Source organism: Acidovorax sp. JMULE5 (assembly GCF_013376875.1).
Lineage (GTDB): Bacteria > Pseudomonadota > Gammaproteobacteria > Burkholderiales > Burkholderiaceae_C > Acidovorax > Acidovorax facilis.
On sequence record NZ_CP035951.1, the window covers coordinates 4,883,801 to 4,902,152 of the forward strand.

Genomic DNA, 18,352 nt, shown 5'->3' on the forward strand with positions numbered 1-18,352 from the left:
CCAGCGACCGGGGGCTACCCTGGTGGCCGCAGCCGAAGCTTGTCCGCTGGATTGTCTGGCGCAGCGCTGGCAGGAGCCCTGGGATCGTCGCCCAGCGGCGGCCGGGCCGCTGAAGCTGGCTCGGCGGCGTTGCGCGAGCGGATGGCCACGCCTCCGGGGTGCCGCTCGCTGTCCTGCCCCAGGATAGCCCGTGCCGGGGTGGAGCCCACGCGGGCGCGCAGCGTGTCAATGGCCTCCTGCAATGGCTCGGGCGAGGCCATGCGTGCCCGGTGGCGCAGCAGCACCTGCTGGGACATGTCCACCAGCTTGGAGTTGAGCGTTCGCTCGGCCTCTGCCAGCAGATGATGGACGGCACCGGTCGGGTCTCCGTGCAGGCTTTGCGCCATGGCGGCCTCGGCGGTTTTGTTGATGTGGACCAGGCATTCGCGCACCAGGTCGCCATACGGCGTGTGCAGGTTGCAGGCATTGGCCAGAAGCTCGGTCAGGCCGCGCGTGTTGGCATAGCGCATGCCCAGCGCACGCACCCAGCCTTCGCCGTCGGCCAGATCAATCGACGTGACGGCCAGCACCGCCAGCAGGCTGCCCAGGTTGCAAGCGGCCTCGAAATCAAAGCTGCTGGCCGTGATCTCGCGTGCCATGCTGCGCACCGACTCCACTGCTTGCGAGAACTGCCGCTGCTGGATGAGCTGCAGCGTGCGGGCCACCTCGGCAAAACGCTGCACGCGGGCGCTGCCTTGGTGGCGCTCCAGAATGCGGCCAAAGTCGGCCATGCAGCGTTCGATGCCCTTGCGGTCGTTCTCGGCAAAGTACGAGAACGTGAGCAGCACCAGCGACTGGAAGTCAAACAGCTTGGAGTCGATGCCCAGGATGGCAGCCCGCGCCAGCACCTTGGTGGCGGTTTCGCGGTCGCCCATGTAGTACGACATCATCCCCAGCTTCTGCAGCCGCACCACCGAATCCGGCGTCAGGCCGCTGGCCGTGCGGTAGGTTTCGATGGCCTGCGAGAAATTGCCCAGCTCCACCTGCGCGCGGCCGAGCACGTCGTAGGCATCGGCAAACGAGGCGTCTTCGCCGATCAGCTCCTGCAGAGTGGTGATGGCGCGCGCTGCCTGGCCCGACTCGATCTGCGCACGTGCCACGCCCAGCTTGGCCCAGGGCAGGGCGCGCGCGGCAATCACGGCTTCAAACAGCGTGCGGGCCTCGTCATGTCGGCCCAGGCGCAGCAGCAACTCGGAGCCAATGCGCGCGGCATACAGCCAATAGGGTTGGCGAGACTCAAATCGCTCCACACACAGTTGGGCGGCACGCTCAAAATCTTCGGCCTCGATGGCGTCAAAAATGGGGCGCAGATGGATCTTGCGCAGCCGCGCCAGGCTGAGGCGCTCAAACAGTGCGCTGGGGGTGAATGGCTTGAGCAGATACCCGTCCAGCGCCGACTCGGCGGCCTCGGCCACGGCGGCATACGACGCCTCGGCCGTGACCATGAAAAACACGGTGGAAAACGGCAGCAGCTGTGCGCGCCGCAGATCGTCCAGCAAGGTCTGGCCCGAGTAGCCGCCTTCGCCAAAGTATTGTTCGCACAGCACGTAGTCAAACACGGTGTGCTCCAGCCGGTTGCGTGCGTCCTGCACACGGCTGCATTGCACGATGCGGGTCACGCCGTACTCACGCAGCTGCCCCACCAGAATGCTGCGTGATGTGGCATTGCTGTCAACAATCAAGGCCAGCACCTGGGGTGGGGCGGATTGTTCTTTCTCGGTTGCCATCGGTGGTGTGTACCGGCCCTGCTGCTGGCGTGGATAGGGGAAGCCCCCAGTGTAAGGGCGGCCCGCACCGCGTAAATGCCGGGCAAACCCGCTGCGTGCGCGGCTTGCGACACAATCCCCCATCGCAGGCCCGGAACGGGGACTGGCAAGCGCGCTCAACTACTCCAATGAGGCTCATGGAACACGACGACATTCTGCGGGTAGCCACCTACAACATCCACAAGGGCGTACAAGGCATCGGCCCGGCGCGCCGGCTGGAGATCCACAACCTGGGGCTGGCGGTGGAGCAGCTCGACGCCGACATCGTCTGCCTTCAGGAGGTGCGCAAACTTCACCGGCGGGAACAGGCGTATTTCCAGCGCTGGCCCGAGTTGCCCCAGGCCGAGTTCCTGGCCCCCGAGGGCTACGAGGCGGTGTACCGCACCAACGCCATCACCAAACACGGCGAGCACGGTAATGCCCTGCTGTCCCGCTGGCCTGTGATCGGCCACCAGCACGAAGACATCTCCGACCACCGCTTCGAGCAGCGCGGGCTGCTGCACGTGGAGGTAGACACCCATGGCCGCCGCGTACATGTGATCGTGGTGCACCTGGGGCTGATCCCGGGCAGCCGCATCCGCCAGATCGAACGCTTGCAGCGTTTTATCGAACGCGAGGTGCCACCCGGCACGCCCCTGGTGGTGGCCGGAGACTTCAACGACTGGGGCCAGCAGATCAAGCGCATGCTCGCGGGCTATTTTCTGTACGAGTTTGATGCACCGCGCACCTTCACCTACCCGGCTCGGCTGCCGCTGGCGCAACTGGACCATGTCTATGTGCGGGGCCTGACGCCGCTGTCCCTGCACGTGCCCAAGGGCCGCATCTGGTGGCGCATGTCCGACCATTTGCCGCTGATTGCTGAGTTCAGGCTGTGATGCTCCCCCCTGTGTCGCCTTCGGCGCCTTCCCCCTGAGGGGGACGACACCCACGCTGCGGGGCGGCCCTTGCTTGGTGTCCCGCGCCTTGGCCGCGCCAGTTTCGCCGCGAGTTGGTGGCGGCCTGCAGAGATGAGAAGAAAGTCTTCCGCCACGCTGCGTGGATTCGAGTTTGCCGATGACCACCAGGTGCGCCTGCTGCAGGGGGCCGAGGAGCTGTTCCCTGCCTTGATCGAGGCCATGGATGCGGCTTTGTCGGACATCCAGTTCGAGACCTACATTTTTGATTTCACCGGTGCCGGTGCGGCGGTGGCCGAGGCCCTGATGCGCGCGGCGCAGCGCGGCGTGCGCACCCAGCTGGTGGTAGACGGCGTGGGCACCGGCGCCTTGCCGCACGACTGGGCGCAGCGCCTGCAGGCGGCCGGCGTGCAATACCGCGTGTACTCGCCGCTCGGCCCGCTGGGGTTGCTGCTGCCGCACCGGTGGCGCAGGCTGCACCGCAAGCTGTGTGTGGTCGATGGGCGCATGCTGTTTTGCGGCGGCATCAACGTGCTGGATGATTTCCACGACCCCAACTACGGCACGCTGGATGCGCCGCGCTTTGACTTTGCGGTGCTGGCCACGGGCAGCCTGGTGGCGTCGGCCAGCGAGACCATGGACCAGCTGTGGTGGCGCATGCAGGCCGTGCGCGACGCGCGCCAGCGCCGCCTGCCCGAAGCCTTGCAGGCCCTGCGCGCGGCCAGCGCCGCCCAGCACGCGGCCCGGGTCGCCGAGGCAGGCCCGCCCATGCGGGCTGCGCTGGTGCTGCGCGACAACGTGCGCAACCGCAGCCGCATCGAGAAGGCCTACCGCAAAGCCATTGGCGCGGCGCGGCACGAAGTGATCATCGCCAACGCGTATTTCATGCCCGGCGGCAAGCTGCGCCGTGCGCTGGTGATGGCTGCGCGCCGGGGCGTGCGCGTGCGCCTGCTGCTGCAGGGGCGTTATGAATACTTCATGCAGTACCACGCGGCGCGGCCGGTGTACGGCGCGCTGCTGGAGGCGGGGGTGGAGATTCATGAATACGCGCCCAGCTTTTTGCACGCCAAGGTGGCTGTCATCGACGCGCTGGGCGACAAACCCTGGGCCACCGTGGGCTCGTCCAACCTCGACCCCCTGAGCCTGCTGCTGGCGCGCGAGGCCAACGTGGTGGTGGAAGACGCCGCCTTTGCCACCGACCTGCGCCAGCGCCTGGTGCATGCCATGCAGCATGCTGGTCGGCGCATGGACCCGGCCCGGTACGCAGGCCGCCCCCTGCGCCAGCGCGTGCTCGACCGCGTTGCCTTTGGCCTCATGCGGCTGGCGTTGTGGGTTACCGGAAACAGGTATTGAGCAGGCCCCCATGGGGCGCTGCGCGCCCCGCACGCGCCGTCTGCCTGCGCCTGGGCCGTGGGCGGGCGGCATGAACGACGGAATCCTGCAAGGCATTGTGCTATTGTTTTGATAGCTTTTTGCGCTTGTCCATCAAGCGCTGGATGCCTAAAACCCTTGAAATCCATGCGCCAGCGTTCGCTGTTACGATTCTGACCATGTCCAGCCAACCCGCCGCCGATATGACGCCCACCCCGCCGGATGATGAAGGCACGCCTGTCTCCGTGAAGATTCGCGAACGACTTGCCGCCGCCCGCAAGCGCTTTCACGCCAATGACAACATTGCCGAATTCATCGAACCCGGCGAGCTGGAAAAGCTGCTCGACGAGGTCGAAGTCAAGATGCAGGGCGTGCTCGACAGCCTGGTGATCAACACCCAGGGCGACCACAACACCAACAACACCGCGCGCCGCGTGGCCAAGATGTACCTCAACGAGGTGTTCAAGGGCCGTTATGTGGCGCAGCCGCCCATCACCGAATTCCCCAACGCCGAGCACCTCAATGAGCTGATGATCGTAGGCCCGCTCACCGTGCGCAGCGCCTGCAGCCACCACTTCTGCCCCGTCATCGGCAAGATCTGGATCGGCGTGATGCCCAACGAGCACACCAACGTGATCGGCCTGTCCAAGTACGCGCGCCTGGTGGACTGGATCATGGGCCGCCCCCAGATCCAGGAAGAAGCCGTGGTGCAACTGGCCGACCTGATCATGGAAAAGACCCAGCCCGACGGCCTGGCCATCGTCATGGAAGCCAGCCACTTCTGCATGTCCTGGCGCGGTGTGCGGGACAACGACAGCCGGATGATCAACTCGGTCATGCGCGGCGTGTTCCTCAAGGACAGCGCTCTGCGTCGTGAATTTTTGTCCCTCATTCCTGGAAAGAACTGACCATGCTGGTACGCCTGCTTTACGCCAGTCGCGCGGTCGATACCTCGCCCGCTGCCATCGAAGCCATCCTGACGCAGTCGCGCCAGCACAACCCAGGCTCCGGCATCACCGGCGTGCTGTGCTACGGCGGCGGCGTGTTTTTGCAAGCCATCGAGGGCGGGCGCTCTGCGGTGAGCGAGCTGTATGGCCACATCCAGAAGGACCCGCGCCACAAGAACGTGGAACTGCTGCACTACGAAGAAATTGCCGAGCGCCGCTTTGGTGGCTGGACCATGGGGCAGGTCAACCTGTCCAAGATCAACCACTCGATCCTGCTGAAATACTCCGAAAAACCCGAACTGGACCCGTATGCGGTGTCGGGCAAGGTGTCGTTTGCGTTGCTTGAAGAGTTGATGGCCACGGCCTCCATCATCGGCCGAGCCTGAAAAGCGGGGCGCTTTGCTACTGCGCCAGCCGATTCCGGGCCTGCTGTGCTTGCCGTACGAGAGTACGGCTGCGCGCATCGACCCAGACTAGGCTGGCTCGCTACGCAAATCGCCCCACTTTTCTTCGCAGCCAGCAATCACGTTTTGCAGCCGCAGCCGCCCAGAAGGCGCTGCGGCTTTTCTGTTCAGGCCGTTCTTTTTCCCGCCCGTGACCTTCACCGCCTTCGCCCTCATCATCCTCGCTGGCCTCATCCACGCGTGCTGGAACATCGTGGCCAAGAAGGCCGGGGGTGACTCGCGGTTTGCGTTCTTCACCTCTGTGATCATGATGGTCGTCTGGGCGCCGCTGGGCTGGTACCTGGGGCGCGACGCGGTGCCGCTGTGGGGCGCAGTGGAGTGGGGTTTTGTCGCCGCCAGCGGGCTGCTGCATGTGGCGTATTTCGTCATCCTGCTGCGCGGCTACCGTGTGGCGGACCTCACCGTGGTCTATCCGCTGGCGCGCGGCTCGGGGCCGCTCTTGTCGTCGCTGGTGGCCATCACGCTGCTGGGCGAGCAGATCTCCGCGCTGGGCGCTTTGGGCATCGTGGGTGTGGTCGGGGGCGTGTTTCTGATCGCGGGTGGCCCGGGCCTGCTGCGCGCCGCGCACGACCCCGCTGCGCGGGCTCGGGTGCACAAAGGCATGTTGTATGGCTTGCTCACAGGCGCGTTCATTGCCAGCTACACGGTGGTCGATGGCTATGCCGTCAAGTTCTTGCTCATGTCACCCATCCTGGTGGACTACATGGGCAACTTTGTGCGCGTGGGCCTGCTGGCGCCCGTGGTGCTGCGCGACCTGCCCACCGCCCGCACGCTCTGGCTGGCGCAGTGGCGTTTTGCGCTGGCCGTGGCGGTGGTGAGCCCGGTGGCATATGTGCTGGTGCTTTACGCCATGCAGCAGGCACCCCTGTCGCATGTGGCCCCGGCGCGCGAGGTGTCCATGCTGTTTGCCGCGCTGATTGGCGGGCACCTGCTGGGCGAGGGTGACCGCGTGGCGCGCATCTTCGGGGCGCTGTGTATTGCTGCGGGCGTCACGGCCCTGGCACTGGGATGACGGCAGCCGCACCACAAACCCTGCTGCTGGGCTGCGACTTCTCCAGCAGCCCCACGCGGCGCAAACCCATCGTGCTGGCGCTGGGCCAGCGCCAGGGCGCGCGCGTGTCGCTCACCGCGCTGCAGCCGTTCGACACCCTGGCCGCGTTCGGCCAATGGCTGTCTCAGCCCGGTGACTGGGTGGGCGGCTTTGATCTGCCCTTTGGCCTGCCGCGCGAGCTGGTGCAGGCGCTGGGCTGGCCCACCGACTGGCATGCCTGCATGCAGCACTACCGCAGCCTCAGCCGCGAGCAGATCCGCGCGCAGTTTGCGGCGTTCTGCGATGCCCGCCCTGTGGGGGGCAAGTTTGCCCACCGCGCCACCGACGGGCCCGCAGGCTCCAGCCCCTCGATGAAATGGGTGAATCCGCCCGTGGCCTACATGCTGCACGCAGGTCTGCCGCTGCTGCTGGATGCCGGGGTGCACCTGCCCGGCCTGCACCCTGGCGCCCCCCACCGCGTGGCGCTGGAGGCCTACCCCGGCCTGCTCGCGCGCGAGGTGCTGCAGCGGCGCAGCTACAAAAGCGACGACCGCGCCAAGCAGACGCCGGACCGACTCATTGCCCGCAAGGACCTGATCAACGCCTTGGAACTGGGCCAGAACCGCCTGGGCCTGCGCCTCAAGCTCAGCCACGCCCAGCGCGATGCGTTGGTGCAGGACGCCAGCGGCGACAGCCTGGACGCTGTGCTGTGCCTGCTGCAGGCCGCCTGGGCCCAGCAGCGCCATGCCGAGGGCGATGCGCTTTACGGCCTGCCGCCGGGGCTCGATCCGCTCGAAGGCTGGATCGTGACGGCTGAAAAGCCGTGACCGACCATTCCACCGCTTTTCAGGGCATCGGCCCTGCGCAGGCTCAGTAGCATGGGGTGCAGTCGCTGGATGCTTTGTTTGCCCATGCCTTTCGCCCCCCGCTTTTTGTTCGCGCTGGTCCTGCTGGCCCCGCTGCTGGTGCAGGCCGCCCCCGCGCCCTGGTTTTACTGGCGCAGCTTGGTCGATGGCCAGCGCGTGTGTGCACAAACCTCGCCCGGTCACGGCTGGGAGCGCGACAGCGCGGCCTATGAAGGCCCTGGCTGCCAGCCCCGGCGCAAGGTGCTCATCGTGCCCATGCGGTAGCTGTGGCTGGCTGCCAATGGCTTCTGGTGATTGCGGTGCTTGTTATAAAAATAATAGCTACTAGCGCTTGCTGGATAAGCGCTAGAGGCCAAAATTGCTTGCATTAATGTGTGTACATTCGATAATGGCACGCATGACCGAACTCATCCTGATCCGCCACGGCGAGACCGACTGGAACCGCGAGCTGCGTTTTCAGGGCCACGTGGATGTGCCCCTCAACGCCACTGGCCACGAACAGGCCCGCCGCCTGGCTGAGCGTCTGGCTGCAGAGCGCCCCGTGGTGCACCACCTCATCTGCAGCGACCTCATCCGCACCCAGCAGACCGCCACACCCAGCCTGCAGGTGCTGTTCCCTGAGGCCCGCATCGACACCCTCACCGACAGCGCCCTGCGCGAGCAAAACTTTGGCGTGGTGGATGGCAAGCGCGTGGACGACGTCAAGCTGGAGCACGCCGACGCATGGAACCAGTGGCTGCGTTTTGAAGCCGACTACGGCATGCCCGGCGGCGAGACCACCCGCCAGTTCCACACCCGCGTGATGGACGCTGTCTACCGCATCGCGCAGCAGCACAGCGGCCAGACGGTGATGGTGGTCACCCATGGCGGCGTGCTCGACATGATCTGGCGCACTGCGCTTGGCACCGGGCTGGACGGCCCGCGCCAGAGCGACATTCCCAACGCGGGGCTCAACCGCGTGAGGGTGCGTGGCGAGGCGGTGGAGGTGCTGGACTGGGCCGACGTGCGGCACCTAGCGGATTTGCCGGAGCAGCCGGTGTATGACCAGACGAAGTTGGTTGTGAGGTGACTGAAAAGGTAAGGCGCCGACCGAAGGCCGGTAGGCTTAAGCGGTCAATTTGGCTTCAGCGGAAAGGCAAGTTGTTGCACTTCAAGTTTGAGACCGCTGGGTAAATTCAGCGAACGTTGACCTTGGTCTACTGGGAACGATTGGTTCGGTGGCACGCGTTCATGCAAGCCCGAGTTGCTTTAAGACGATAGCTGTGACTACGTGTCGCATCCCGGACGATTGCATAGACTCCAAACGCTATCCACTCTTCATGGCGCGAGCGGTTCTAAAGGAGTTGATAGAGTCCTTGCAATCCACCCAGGGAGTGAAGCCATGTTGATAGCCCTGCACAAGAACGCCCGCACCACGCCCGCCGTGCGTGCCGAGATCGCAGCCAGCGATGAACCAGCCAGCGTCCTGGCCCAGCGCTTTGGGATCACTGAGCAGACGGTCTACAAGTGGAAGAAGCGTTCCGTCTTTGCAGACCGCTCTCACACTGCCCACCACCTGCAGACCGTGCTTACGCCAGCACAAGAAACAGTGGTGGTTCACTTGCGGCGTACCTTGCTGCTGCCTTTGGATGACCTGCTGGCCGTGACACGGGAGTTCATCTGTCCCCATGTCTCGCGCTCCGGGCTGGACAGGTGCTTGCGCCGCCATGGAGCGGGCAACCTCAATGCTCTAAAGCCCCAGCAGCCTGCGCTGGCCTACAAGACCTTCAAGAGCTACGAGCCAGGCTACGTGCACATGGACGTGAAGTACCTGCCCCAGATGCAGGATGAGAGCAGCCGGCGCTACCTGTTCGTGGCTATCGATAGGGCCACGCGTTGGGTGTTTGTGCAGCTCAAGTCCAACAAGACCGCCGCCAGTGCACAGGCCTTCCTCAAGGCGTTGCACAAGGCCTGTCCGATCAGGATCAACAAGCTGTTGACCGACAACGGCAAAGAGTTCACGGACCGTCTGTTTGCCAGCCGGGAACGCGAACCCAGCGGCAACCATGAATTCGATCAACTGTGCCAGGAGTTAGGCATCGAGCACCGACTGACCAAGCCCAGAACACCCAGAACCAACGGCATGGTGGAGCGATTTAACGGCCGCATTGCGGACGTTCTGAAGACCCACCGATTCAACAGCCGCGAAGACATGGAGCAGACCTTGTTGCGCTATGTGGCGTTGTACAACCACCAGCTACCGCAGTCAGCGCTCAAGAGCAGTACGCCGATGCAGGCGATGAAAGAGTGGTACCAGACCCACCCGCACCTGTTTCTCAAGCGACCATATGATCGTCCGGGATGCGACAACTACGCTAAAGATGATTCCTGCACCAAATAGAACATAGTCCCGCCGCGCGCTTTTCTTTTCGCTCGGCTTCGAGAGCTCGGCGAAGTACTCAGCGACTGGTAGCGGTACCTTCTCAAGGTGTTCGATCTTGGTCTTCAGTTGAGACTCGCGTTCAGTAAGCGCCTTTAAATCATCTTCAAGCTTTTGTACTGCTCGCTCCCGCGCTGCTGCCACCTGCTGGAGTTCGCCGATTACTGAATCGACTTCTCGGGATGATTTGGTCAGGTTTTCGGATAATTGCTTAAGTCGTTCGGAGTAGCTGACATCCTTTGCACTGGTGCCAAGAAAATTCTTGAGCACGAGGGGAAAAAGTCGGTTGAGAATTTCCCGGATAGCTCCGCCTGCGAGCAAACTGACGCTTGCTGTTAAGAGCGCAAAGACTATTTCATCCATCAGTATTCTTTCCTTGGAAGATTAGGCTATTTTTTACAGCATCCTGCAAGGATGCAGCAAGCGGACAAAAAACGGGCACGCATTCGCCATTGCAAATCCCGGACATTGTCGTTTGCACAAACCTAAATCTTGGGATTGCGGTGGTCATGTCAGGCCATGTCCGTGAAGGACCTGCCCTCCACCCACAGGCAACCCCAACACCCCATTTACCACCCCCACCTGCCGCGCTAGCCTCTTAGATTCCGGCTGCCCATTCACCAACGGCTGCAACAAATTCTGCACCGCCGCCCACTGCCCATTGCGCTGCAGTGCATCCAGCCAGATCTGGTGAAACAAATCCCGCTGTGCATGGCTACCGCCAATCTCCACCAGCCGGGGCAGGGCCACGCCCAGCTTCTCCACCGCCGTGGCCCAGTCGCCCTGTGCATGTGCTAGCAAGCCCTGCTCTGCGGGTACACACACCTGTTGCCACACGGTGCGCTCGTGGGCCTCGGTGCGGGTGGCGGCGTGGGCTGCGATGTTGTTGTGCAGCGTGCGCGCGGCCTCCATGCGCCCGGCGCGGGCCAGGCCGTAGAGGTATTGCAGGTCCAGGAAGGGCAACACGTGGTCGGCCAGGCGCAGTGCCAGGTGGTCGGCCACATCGGCCCAGCGGTTGCCCACGTCTACGCCCGCCAGCTCCAGCCGAGCGAGCAGTGACACGGCGCCGATCTGGTCCTGCGTGTATTCCTTGACCACCCCCCAGACTTGGCTGTCATACAGCGCCAGCACTTCGGCGTGCCGGTCCTGCTCCAGCAGAAAGAGCGCCTGGTGCCACCAGTTGTGCGTGACCATGAAGGAGTTCAGGCCCGTCCAGGTGTCGCTCATGCTGGCCATGAAGTCGGTACCTTCGCGGATGCGTCCCTGCGTCAGCATCACGTGGGCCAGGGCGTGGTGCGCCCAGGGCTCCTTGCGGCACAGGTCGATGGCGTGGCGGGCGGAGGCCTCGGCGCGGTCGAGCAAATGGCATTGCTCCCAGCCAAAGGCCAGCATGCCGTGCAGGTAAGGCACATCGGCGGCGGCAGGCACAGCCTGCAGGGCCAGGCGCAGCATGCCGGGCGAGTCCCCCCGGTTGAACAAATGGTATTGACCGAGCTTGAGCGATGCCAGGTCGCGTGGAAACAGGCGTGCCTGCTCCTCATGCAGCGCAATCGCACGGGGCAGGTTGCCATCCACCCAGGCAGCCACGGCGGCGACAAAGCGTTGCTCGCGGTCACTGGCTTGTGGGGCGTTGGCCAGCGCCTGGTTGATGAACGGGCGCGCGTTGCGCGGTGCGTCCGCCGATTCGGCAAACATGTGCAGCGCCGCGCAACTGGCCTGCACGATGGGGCTGGTGTCTGCGGCTGCGTTCAGCACATTCACCGCGCGGGCTTCGCAGGCGATGAAGCCTTCGACAAAGTCGTTCAGGGCGGCGGCGCTTGCCGGGTCCTGCAAGGTGACGGGGTTGCCCAGGCTATCGGTCGTGCGGGTGTGCGTGGAGGATGGCATGGGGCATTGTTAGGAGTGGTGGATCAGCCGCCCTTGATCAGCGTCAGATAGGCCTTGCGGGTGTCGGCAGACACAGAGGCCACCAACTGCTCGTGCGGCGTCTGGTGGCGCGCCAGCATGCGGGCCGTGGCAATGGTCTTGGATTTGCAGAACCAGTGGCAGGTGTGCTGCATGAGGAACAGTTCAGCCGTCATCATGAAGGCCCGGTCCTTGGGCGCGAGGTGGCTGGTGTTCTGCACCACGTGCGCAATGCCGCGCGCGTGGATGGCCAGGGCCTTGCGCATGTCGAAGGTGAAGCTGGGCAATATCTTCTCGGCAAAGGGGATCGCCATTGCCAGGCGGCTGACGCGTGTGGTGGCCTCGGGCTCCTTGGCAAATTCGGCGGCAAACCGGCTGAATTGCTCGGTGAGTTGCGCCTCGGTGGTGCTCAGCAGGCTCCAGATCTGCTGGCGGCGCTCGTCCGTGCTTTCGCCCAGGGCGCGCAGGTAGCCGTCGGTCAGGGCCTCCATGAGCTTTTCGATCTGGTAGTTGGCCAGGTGGCTGCCCAGCAGCGCAATGCGCTTGCGCTGCTCTTTGGCGTTGAGCATGTAGGTGCCGGTGGCAATCAGGATCGCCAGGATGAGGATGTCCATGCGGTGTGGTGCGTTCGTACAGGGGGTGGGAGAGTGGTGGCCCAGGGTGGCCCGGTGTCTGCCAACAAACCCCCAAGGTTACCAACAACCTCCGGCCATGCTTTCAGCCCGCTGGCGGCTGGGGCCATGCCCGCTGGGGTTCACGGATCAGCTCGAACGCGTGTGCCACCTGCAGCACGCCCAGGTCGTCAAAACGTGCACCCGCAATCTGCAGGCCGATGGGCAGGCCGCTTGTGGTGTAGCCGCAGTTGACCGACGCGGCAGGCTGCTCGGACATGTTGAAGGGCACGGTGAAACCGATGTGCTCCAGCGGGCGAAGCGGGTCGTTGGTGGGGGAGGGCAGCTCGGCCTGGAAGGCGGGCATGGGCGCCACGGGGGATATCACATAGTCAAAGGCACTGCAGGCCTTCACGGTGTTGACCCGCGTCAGGTGGAACTGGTGGCTGGCGTTGAAGACTTCGGTGCCACTCATGCCCGCTGCGCTGTCGGCCCAGGTGCGGATGTAGGGCAGCACCTTGTCGCGCCGCGCGGCGGGCAGGGCCTGCAGGTCGATGTGCGAGCGCATGCGCCAGAAATGGTCCATGCCGTCGAGCATGGCCTGGGTCATGAAGGGCGCCATGGGCACGATGGTGGCGCCCGCCGCCTCCATGAGTTTTGCTGCGCGTTCTACGGCGGCTTTCACCTCGGGCTCCACCGGCAGGCCGCATCCGGCGTCCAGCAGCAAACCAATGCGCAGACCGCGCAAGCGTTCGCCGCCCTTGTTGAACTGGCTCCACGCGATGTCCTGGTAGGGCAGGCTCATGCTGTCGCGCGCGTCGGGCTGGCTCAGCACCTGCATCATCAGCGCGGCGTCGGCCACGGTGCGGGTCATGGGACCAGCTGCGCGGCCGGTGTAGGGTGGATCGATCGGAATGCGGCCCAGGCTGGGCTTGAGGCTGAAGATGCCGCACCAGCTGGCGGGCAGGCGCAGCGAGCCGCCTATGTCGGTGCCAATGTGCAGCGGGCCGTAGCCTGCGGCTGCGGCAGCGCCACCGCCGGCGCTGGAGCCGCCGGGGCCCTTGCGGGTGTCCCACGGGTTGCGCGACAGGGGGTGAAAGGTGGACAGGCCCGAGGACAACATGCCGTAGTCGGGCATGGTGGTCTTGGCCACGATGACGGCGCCCGCCTCGCGCATGCGGGCGGCGGGCGGCGCATCGGCTGCGGCGGGTACCAGTTCGACGGCGGCCGTGCCCAGCGGCGTGGGGTCGCCTTCGCTGGCGATGTTTTCCTTGATGGTGCTGGGCACGCCGTCCAGCGCGCCCTTGGGCTCGCCACGCAGCCAGCGGGCTTCCGATTCGCGGGCTTGCGCCAGGGCCATCTCAGGGCGCAGCAGGTAGGTGGCGCGGATGTGGGGCTCCCACCGCTCGATGTGGGCCAGCACGGCCTGCGTGACCTCGACGGGGGACAGCGTGCGCTGGCGGTAGGCGGCAAGGAGGTCGTGGGCGGGCAGGTCGTGCAGGGCTGTCATGGCGGGATGTGGGGAGTTTTATCAATAAAAAAGGCTGCCAGCGCTTATTGGTAAAGCGCTGGCAGCTATTATTTTGGGAGCGCGCCGCACACGCCGTGGCGAGCGCGGCGCGGGGGCATCAAGACCAGGAGAGCGACGAGATGTCGTTCACAAACACAGGCATGTCTTTCCACAAGCCCTTGAGGTTCTTGTTGGCCACCGTGATCCACTGGTTGGAGTACAGGAAGGCGTGCACTGCATCGTTGGCCAACAGGCGCTGGGCATCGCCCAGCAGCTTGGCGCGGTCGGCGGGGCGTGCTGCGTTCTTGATCTGGGTGAACAGGTCGTTGAACTTGGGCGAGTTGTAGGCCCAGTAGTAGTCGGGCTTGGCAAAGTTGCCCAGGTCGAAGGGCTCCACGTGGCTGATGATGGTCAGGTCGTAGTTCTTGCTGCCGTAGGTGCCGCTGAGCCACTGCGCCCATTCCACGTTCTGGATCTTGGCGACGATGCCGACCTTGGCCAGCTGGGCGGCCACCACCTCGCCGCCCTGGCGGGCGTAAGGCGTGGGGGGCAGCGTCATGGTCAGCTCCAGCGGCGTCTTGATGCCGGCTTCGGCAAGCAGCTTCTTGGCCTTCTCGGGGTCGTAGGGGTTCACGCCCGTGGTGTCCACATAGCCAAAGGCGCCAGGCACGTAGTGGCTGCCAATGGGCGCACCGTAGCCGTCGCCCGCGCCTTCGATCACGGCCTTGCGGTCAATGGCTGCGGCAATGGCGCGGCGCACGCGCACATCGTCCAGCGGCTTCTTGCCGTTGTTGATGGCCAGAATGGTCTTGGCGCGCGAGCCTGCCACGATCACCTGGTACTTCGGGTTGGCCTTGAACTGTGCCACGCTGCGCGGTGTGACGCGCGGGAAGGCGTCCACGTCACCGGCCAGCAGGGCGGCCACCTGGGCGGCGGGGTCGGAGATGAAGCGGAAGGTGGCGCGCTTGATCTTGATGGCCTTGGCGTCGCGGTAGCCGTCCCAGGCGGTCAGCACGACTGACGAGCCCTTGTTCCAGGCCTGCAGCTGGTAAGGGCCGGTGCCCACGGGCTTGTTCGCGTTGGTGTCGGCGCTCTTGGGCTCCACGATGATGGAGGTGGCCTGGCCGAGGATGAACAGCAGGTCGGGGTCGATCTCCTTGTTGAGCAGCACCACGGTGTAGTCGTCCACCACCTGGGTGGTGATGCCTGCAAAGGTGCGCTTGTCCTTGTTGGTGCTCTTCTCACCGCCTGCGCGGTCGTACGAGAACTTGACGGCCGCAGCGGTGAAGGGCTCGCCGTTCTGGAACTTCACTCCACGGCGCAGCTTGAAGGTGTAGGTCTTGAGGTCGGGCGAGACCTCCCAGCTTTCGGCCAGCAGGGGCGACACGCTGCCGTCGGGGTTGATCTTGGTGAGCGTCTCGAAGATGTTGTACTGAACGATCTCGGCGATGGCAGATGCCGCACCGGCTGTCGGGTCCAGGCCTGGGGGCTCCAGCGTCATCGCCAGCGTCACCGCATCTTTGCGGCTTTGCGCCATGGCGCCAAGCGAGGTGGACAAGGGCACAGCGGCGATGGCGCCAGTGGCAAGGACGGTACGGCGGTTCAGCATGTTCGGACTCTCCAGACAAAAAACCAGACGAAGACCCCGGCGCCTTTGCAATGGGTTACCGGGGAGCACAAAAGCTTTTTACACCATCACATCGGTATTTGGTTACACGATTTTTGCTGCGGCCGCAGCAGCGGCACGGCGCGCCCTTGCACGGCCCGGCAGCACCTGCGGCACCGCACCCACCAGCGATTGCGTGTACGGGTGCTGCGCGTTGCGGAACAGCTCTCCGGGAGAGCCCCGCTCTACGATGCGCCCCTGGTACAGCACCACCACCTCATCACACAGGTGATTCACCACGGCGAGGTCGTGGCTGATGAGCATGTAGGTGATGCCGAACTGCTGCTGCAGGTCCTGCATCAGGTTCAGCACCTGGGCCTGCACCGACACGTCGAGCGCGCTCACGGGTTCGTCCGCCACGATGAGGCGGGGCCGCGTGATGAGTGCGCGCGCTATGGCGATGCGCTGGCGTTGGCCGCCAGAAAACTCGTGCGGGTACTTGCCCAGGTCGTTGGTGCGCAGGCCTACCTGGGCCAGCACCTGGGCGGCCTGCTCGCGCTGCTCGGCGCGCGTGGTCTGTCCTTGCGCCTGCAGCGGCTCGGTCACGATGCGCTCGACCGTCTGACGCGGGTCCAGTGATCCATATGGGTCCTGGAACACCATCTGAAAGTCGCGCCGCGCCTGGCGCAGCTGCTCTGCGGGCAACTGGTGCAGGTTGCGGCCCAGCAGCTCGACCGTGCCGGAGGTGGGGGTATCGAGCGCCATTACCAGCCGTGCCAGGGTGGACTTGCCCGAGCCGGATTCGCCAACGATGCCCAGGCTGCGGCCCGAGGCAATGGAGAAGTTGACGCCGTTGAGGGCATGCACCTTGCCAGGTGGCTTGAACAGATGGTCGCGCGGCAGCGTGTATTCACGCACCAGGTCTTTGACCTGCAGCAGCGGCGTTTCTGCGGGATGGGTGGTGTGGAGCGCCTGGGTCATGCAGCCACCTCGACGATGTTCACCACCTGGGCATTCTGGGCTTCGGCAATGGCCTCACGCCGCAGACAGCGCACCTCGTGGTCGCCATCGGCATCGGTGGCCACGAGCGTGGCCTCGGGCTGGTTGTGGTGGCAGGCATCCACTGTGTAGCTGCAGCGGCCCGCAAAAGGGCAACCTGAAGGCAGGTCGACCAGCTCAGGCACCGTGCCGGGGATGGTGGACAGGCGAGGTCGCTGGCCGGGCGCGTGCACGGCGCCCAGGTGAGGCCGGGCGGCAAACAGGCCGCGTGTGTAGGGGTGTGCCATGGCCGAGAAGACCGAGGCGGTGGAGCCGCTTTCGACCACGCTGCCGCCATACATCACCATCATGCGGTCGACGTTCTGCGAGATCACACCCAGGTCGTGCGAGATCAGGATGAGCGCCATGTTGCGCTCGGCCACCAGGTCGCTGATGAGGTCCAGGATCTGCTGCTGGATCGTCACATCGAGCGCAGTGGTGGGCTCGTCGGCAATCAGCAGGTCGGGCCCGCAGGCCAGCGCCATCGCGATAGTGATGCGCTGGCGTTGCCCGCCGGAGAACTGGTGCGGATAGGCGTCAAAGCGCTGTGCGGCGTTGGGGATGCCCACGCGGTCCAGCAGGGCAATCGCTTCGGTGCGCGCGGCTGCCGCATTCATGCCCCGGTGCAGGCGCAGCGGCTCTGCCACCTGGCGGCCTATGGTGTGCACGGGGTTCAGTGCGGTCATGGGCTCCTGGAACACCATGCCAATGCGGTTGCCGCGCATCTGGCACATCTGTGCATCGGTGCGGCCCACCAGCTCTTGGCCATCAAAGCGAATGCTGCCGGTGACCTGCGCGCTGTCAGGCAGCAGGCCCATGAGCGACATGGCGGTGATGGATTTGCCACAGCCCGATTCACCAATCAGGCCCAGGGTTTCACCGCGCGCCAGCGAAAAGCTCACGCCGCGCACGGCATCGGCCGGGCCCCGGTGCGTCTGCAGGCGGATGCGGAGGTTGGAGACTTCGAGCAGGAAAGACATGGAGAACAGTTCGTGCAAGGTTCGGCGGAGGTTTCAGCGCTTGCGCGACAAGCGTGGGTCCAGCAGGTCGCGCAGACCGTCACCCAGCAGGTTCAGCCCCAGCACGGCCAGCGCAATCGCCACACCAGGCCAGACGGCCAGCAGCGGGGCCTGGAACATCAGCGTCTGTGCTTCGCTGAGCATGCGGCCCCAGGAGGGTTGGGGCGGCTGGGTGCCCAGGCCCAAATAGGAGAGGGCGGCTTCGGCAAGGATGGCAATGGCAAACTGGATGGTGGCCTGCACGATGAGCACCGACAGGATGTTGGGCAGCACATGCTCCAGCGTGATGCGCAAGCTGCCCTTGCCGCAGGCGCGCGAGGCAAGGATGTGTTCGCGCGACCACACCGCGTTGGCCGACGCCCGGGTGACGCGCGCAAACGTCGGGATGTTGAAAATGCCGATGGCGATGATGGAATTGACGATGCCCGCACCAAACACAGCGGTGAGCATGATGGCGGACAGGATGGCCGGGAAGGCAAACGTAAAGTCTGCCAGCCGCATGATGAGTTCTTCGACCCAGCCGCGCTTGGCCGCTGCCAGCAGGCCCAGCGCCGTGCCAATGGTCAGCCCGATGCCCACGGCAATCACGCCCACCAGAATGGAATTGCGCGCACCCACCAGCAACAGCGACGCCACATCGCGTCCAAAGGCATCGGTGCCCAGCCAGTGTGTGCCCGTGGGCGGTTGCAGCTTGGAGGCCAGGTCCATCTCGTAGGGCGACCAGGGTGTCCAGACCAGCGACAGTGCAGCGGCCAGCAGGAGCAGCAGCGACAGGACGGCGCCGATCACGAAGCTGCGGTGGCGCAGCGCGCGGTGCAGCCAGCTGGGGGCAGAGGTGACAGAAGGCGAAGGAATGACAGCGTTCATG

Annotated in this window: 17 protein-coding genes; 9 read left to right on the plus strand and 8 right to left on the minus strand. The window is 64.9% G+C overall.

Annotated elements, in window-relative coordinates:
- Positions 1-14 precede the first annotated feature (14 nt).
- On the minus strand, positions 15-1,766 hold the full coding sequence (locus tag EXV95_RS22250) for a response regulator (protein ID WP_176888534.1): 1,752 nt from the start codon (positions 1,764-1,766) through the stop codon (positions 15-17).
- A gap of 176 nt (positions 1,767-1,942) precedes the next feature.
- On the opposite strand from EXV95_RS22250, the gene EXV95_RS22255 reads away from it, so the two are divergent.
- The 9 genes from EXV95_RS22255 to EXV95_RS22295 all read left to right on the plus strand — a co-directional run bounded on the left by EXV95_RS22255 (position 1,943) and on the right by EXV95_RS22295 (position 9,756).
- On the plus strand, positions 1,943-2,680 hold the full coding sequence (locus tag EXV95_RS22255) for an endonuclease/exonuclease/phosphatase family protein (RefSeq protein WP_176888535.1): 738 nt from the start codon (positions 1,943-1,945) through the stop codon (positions 2,678-2,680).
- A gap of 132 nt (positions 2,681-2,812) precedes the next feature.
- Positions 2,813-4,051 (plus strand): cardiolipin synthase ClsB, encoded by a 1,239-nt coding sequence (gene clsB / locus EXV95_RS22260; protein WP_176888536.1) that lies wholly within the window; start codon positions 2,813-2,815, stop codon positions 4,049-4,051.
- A gap of 197 nt (positions 4,052-4,248) precedes the next feature.
- Positions 4,249-4,977 (plus strand): GTP cyclohydrolase I, encoded by a 729-nt coding sequence (folE, locus tag EXV95_RS22265; protein WP_055399357.1) that lies wholly within the window; start codon positions 4,249-4,251, stop codon positions 4,975-4,977.
- 2 nt (positions 4,978-4,979) lie between these two features.
- Positions 4,980-5,402 carry a BLUF domain-containing protein gene (locus EXV95_RS22270; RefSeq protein WP_055399097.1) on the plus strand — a complete coding sequence of 141 codons (423 nt, stop codon included), beginning with the start codon at positions 4,980-4,982 and terminating at the stop codon, positions 5,400-5,402.
- Between the two features lie 208 nt (positions 5,403-5,610).
- A complete protein-coding gene (locus EXV95_RS22275; protein ID WP_176888537.1) occupies positions 5,611-6,492 on the plus strand; it encodes a DMT family transporter in 882 nt (293 codons plus the stop codon).
- Entirely contained in the window at positions 6,489-7,337 is an 849-nt protein-coding gene (locus tag EXV95_RS22280; protein ID WP_176888538.1) for a DUF429 domain-containing protein, read from the plus strand. The genes EXV95_RS22275 and EXV95_RS22280 overlap by 4 nt, the downstream gene beginning before the upstream one ends.
- A gap of 84 nt (positions 7,338-7,421) precedes the next feature.
- Entirely contained in the window at positions 7,422-7,640 is a 219-nt protein-coding gene (locus EXV95_RS22285) for a hypothetical protein (protein ID WP_176888539.1), read from the plus strand.
- 133 nt (positions 7,641-7,773) lie between these two features.
- Positions 7,774-8,445 (plus strand): histidine phosphatase family protein, encoded by a 672-nt coding sequence (locus EXV95_RS22290; RefSeq protein ID WP_176888540.1) that lies wholly within the window; start codon positions 7,774-7,776, stop codon positions 8,443-8,445.
- A 312-nt stretch (positions 8,446-8,757) separates the two neighbouring features.
- Positions 8,758-9,756 (plus strand): IS481 family transposase, encoded by a 999-nt coding sequence (locus EXV95_RS22295; protein ID WP_176888541.1) that lies wholly within the window; start codon positions 8,758-8,760, stop codon positions 9,754-9,756.
- Between the two features lie 546 nt (positions 9,757-10,302).
- Here the strand turns inward: EXV95_RS22295 and EXV95_RS22300 are convergent.
- The 7 genes from EXV95_RS22300 to EXV95_RS22330 all read right to left on the minus strand — a co-directional run bounded on the left by EXV95_RS22300 (position 10,303) and on the right by EXV95_RS22330 (position 18,351).
- Complete coding sequence (locus tag EXV95_RS22300; protein WP_176888542.1) at positions 10,303-11,682, minus strand: tetratricopeptide repeat protein; 1,380 nt, start codon at positions 11,680-11,682, stop codon at positions 10,303-10,305.
- A gap of 23 nt (positions 11,683-11,705) precedes the next feature.
- Positions 11,706-12,314, minus strand: coding sequence for a hypothetical protein (locus EXV95_RS22305; RefSeq protein ID WP_176888543.1), 609 nt, complete (start codon positions 12,312-12,314; stop codon positions 11,706-11,708).
- A gap of 103 nt (positions 12,315-12,417) precedes the next feature.
- A complete protein-coding gene (locus EXV95_RS22310; RefSeq protein WP_176888544.1) occupies positions 12,418-13,821 on the minus strand; it encodes an amidase in 1,404 nt (467 codons plus the stop codon).
- A gap of 118 nt (positions 13,822-13,939) precedes the next feature.
- Positions 13,940-15,430 (minus strand): ABC transporter substrate-binding protein, encoded by a 1,491-nt coding sequence (locus tag EXV95_RS22315; protein ID WP_176888545.1) that lies wholly within the window; start codon positions 15,428-15,430, stop codon positions 13,940-13,942.
- A 102-nt stretch (positions 15,431-15,532) separates the two neighbouring features.
- On the minus strand, positions 15,533-16,408 hold the full coding sequence (locus EXV95_RS22320) for an ATP-binding cassette domain-containing protein (RefSeq protein ID WP_176888546.1): 876 nt from the start codon (positions 16,406-16,408) through the stop codon (positions 15,533-15,535).
- Positions 16,405-17,445 (minus strand): ABC transporter ATP-binding protein, encoded by a 1,041-nt coding sequence (locus EXV95_RS22325; protein WP_176888547.1) that lies wholly within the window; start codon positions 17,443-17,445, stop codon positions 16,405-16,407. Before EXV95_RS22325 ends, EXV95_RS22320 begins: the two co-directional genes overlap by 4 nt.
- Before the next feature lie 33 nt (positions 17,446-17,478).
- Entirely contained in the window at positions 17,479-18,351 is an 873-nt protein-coding gene (locus EXV95_RS22330) for an ABC transporter permease (RefSeq protein WP_176888548.1), read from the minus strand.
- Between the last annotated feature and the right edge of the window lies 1 nt (position 18,352).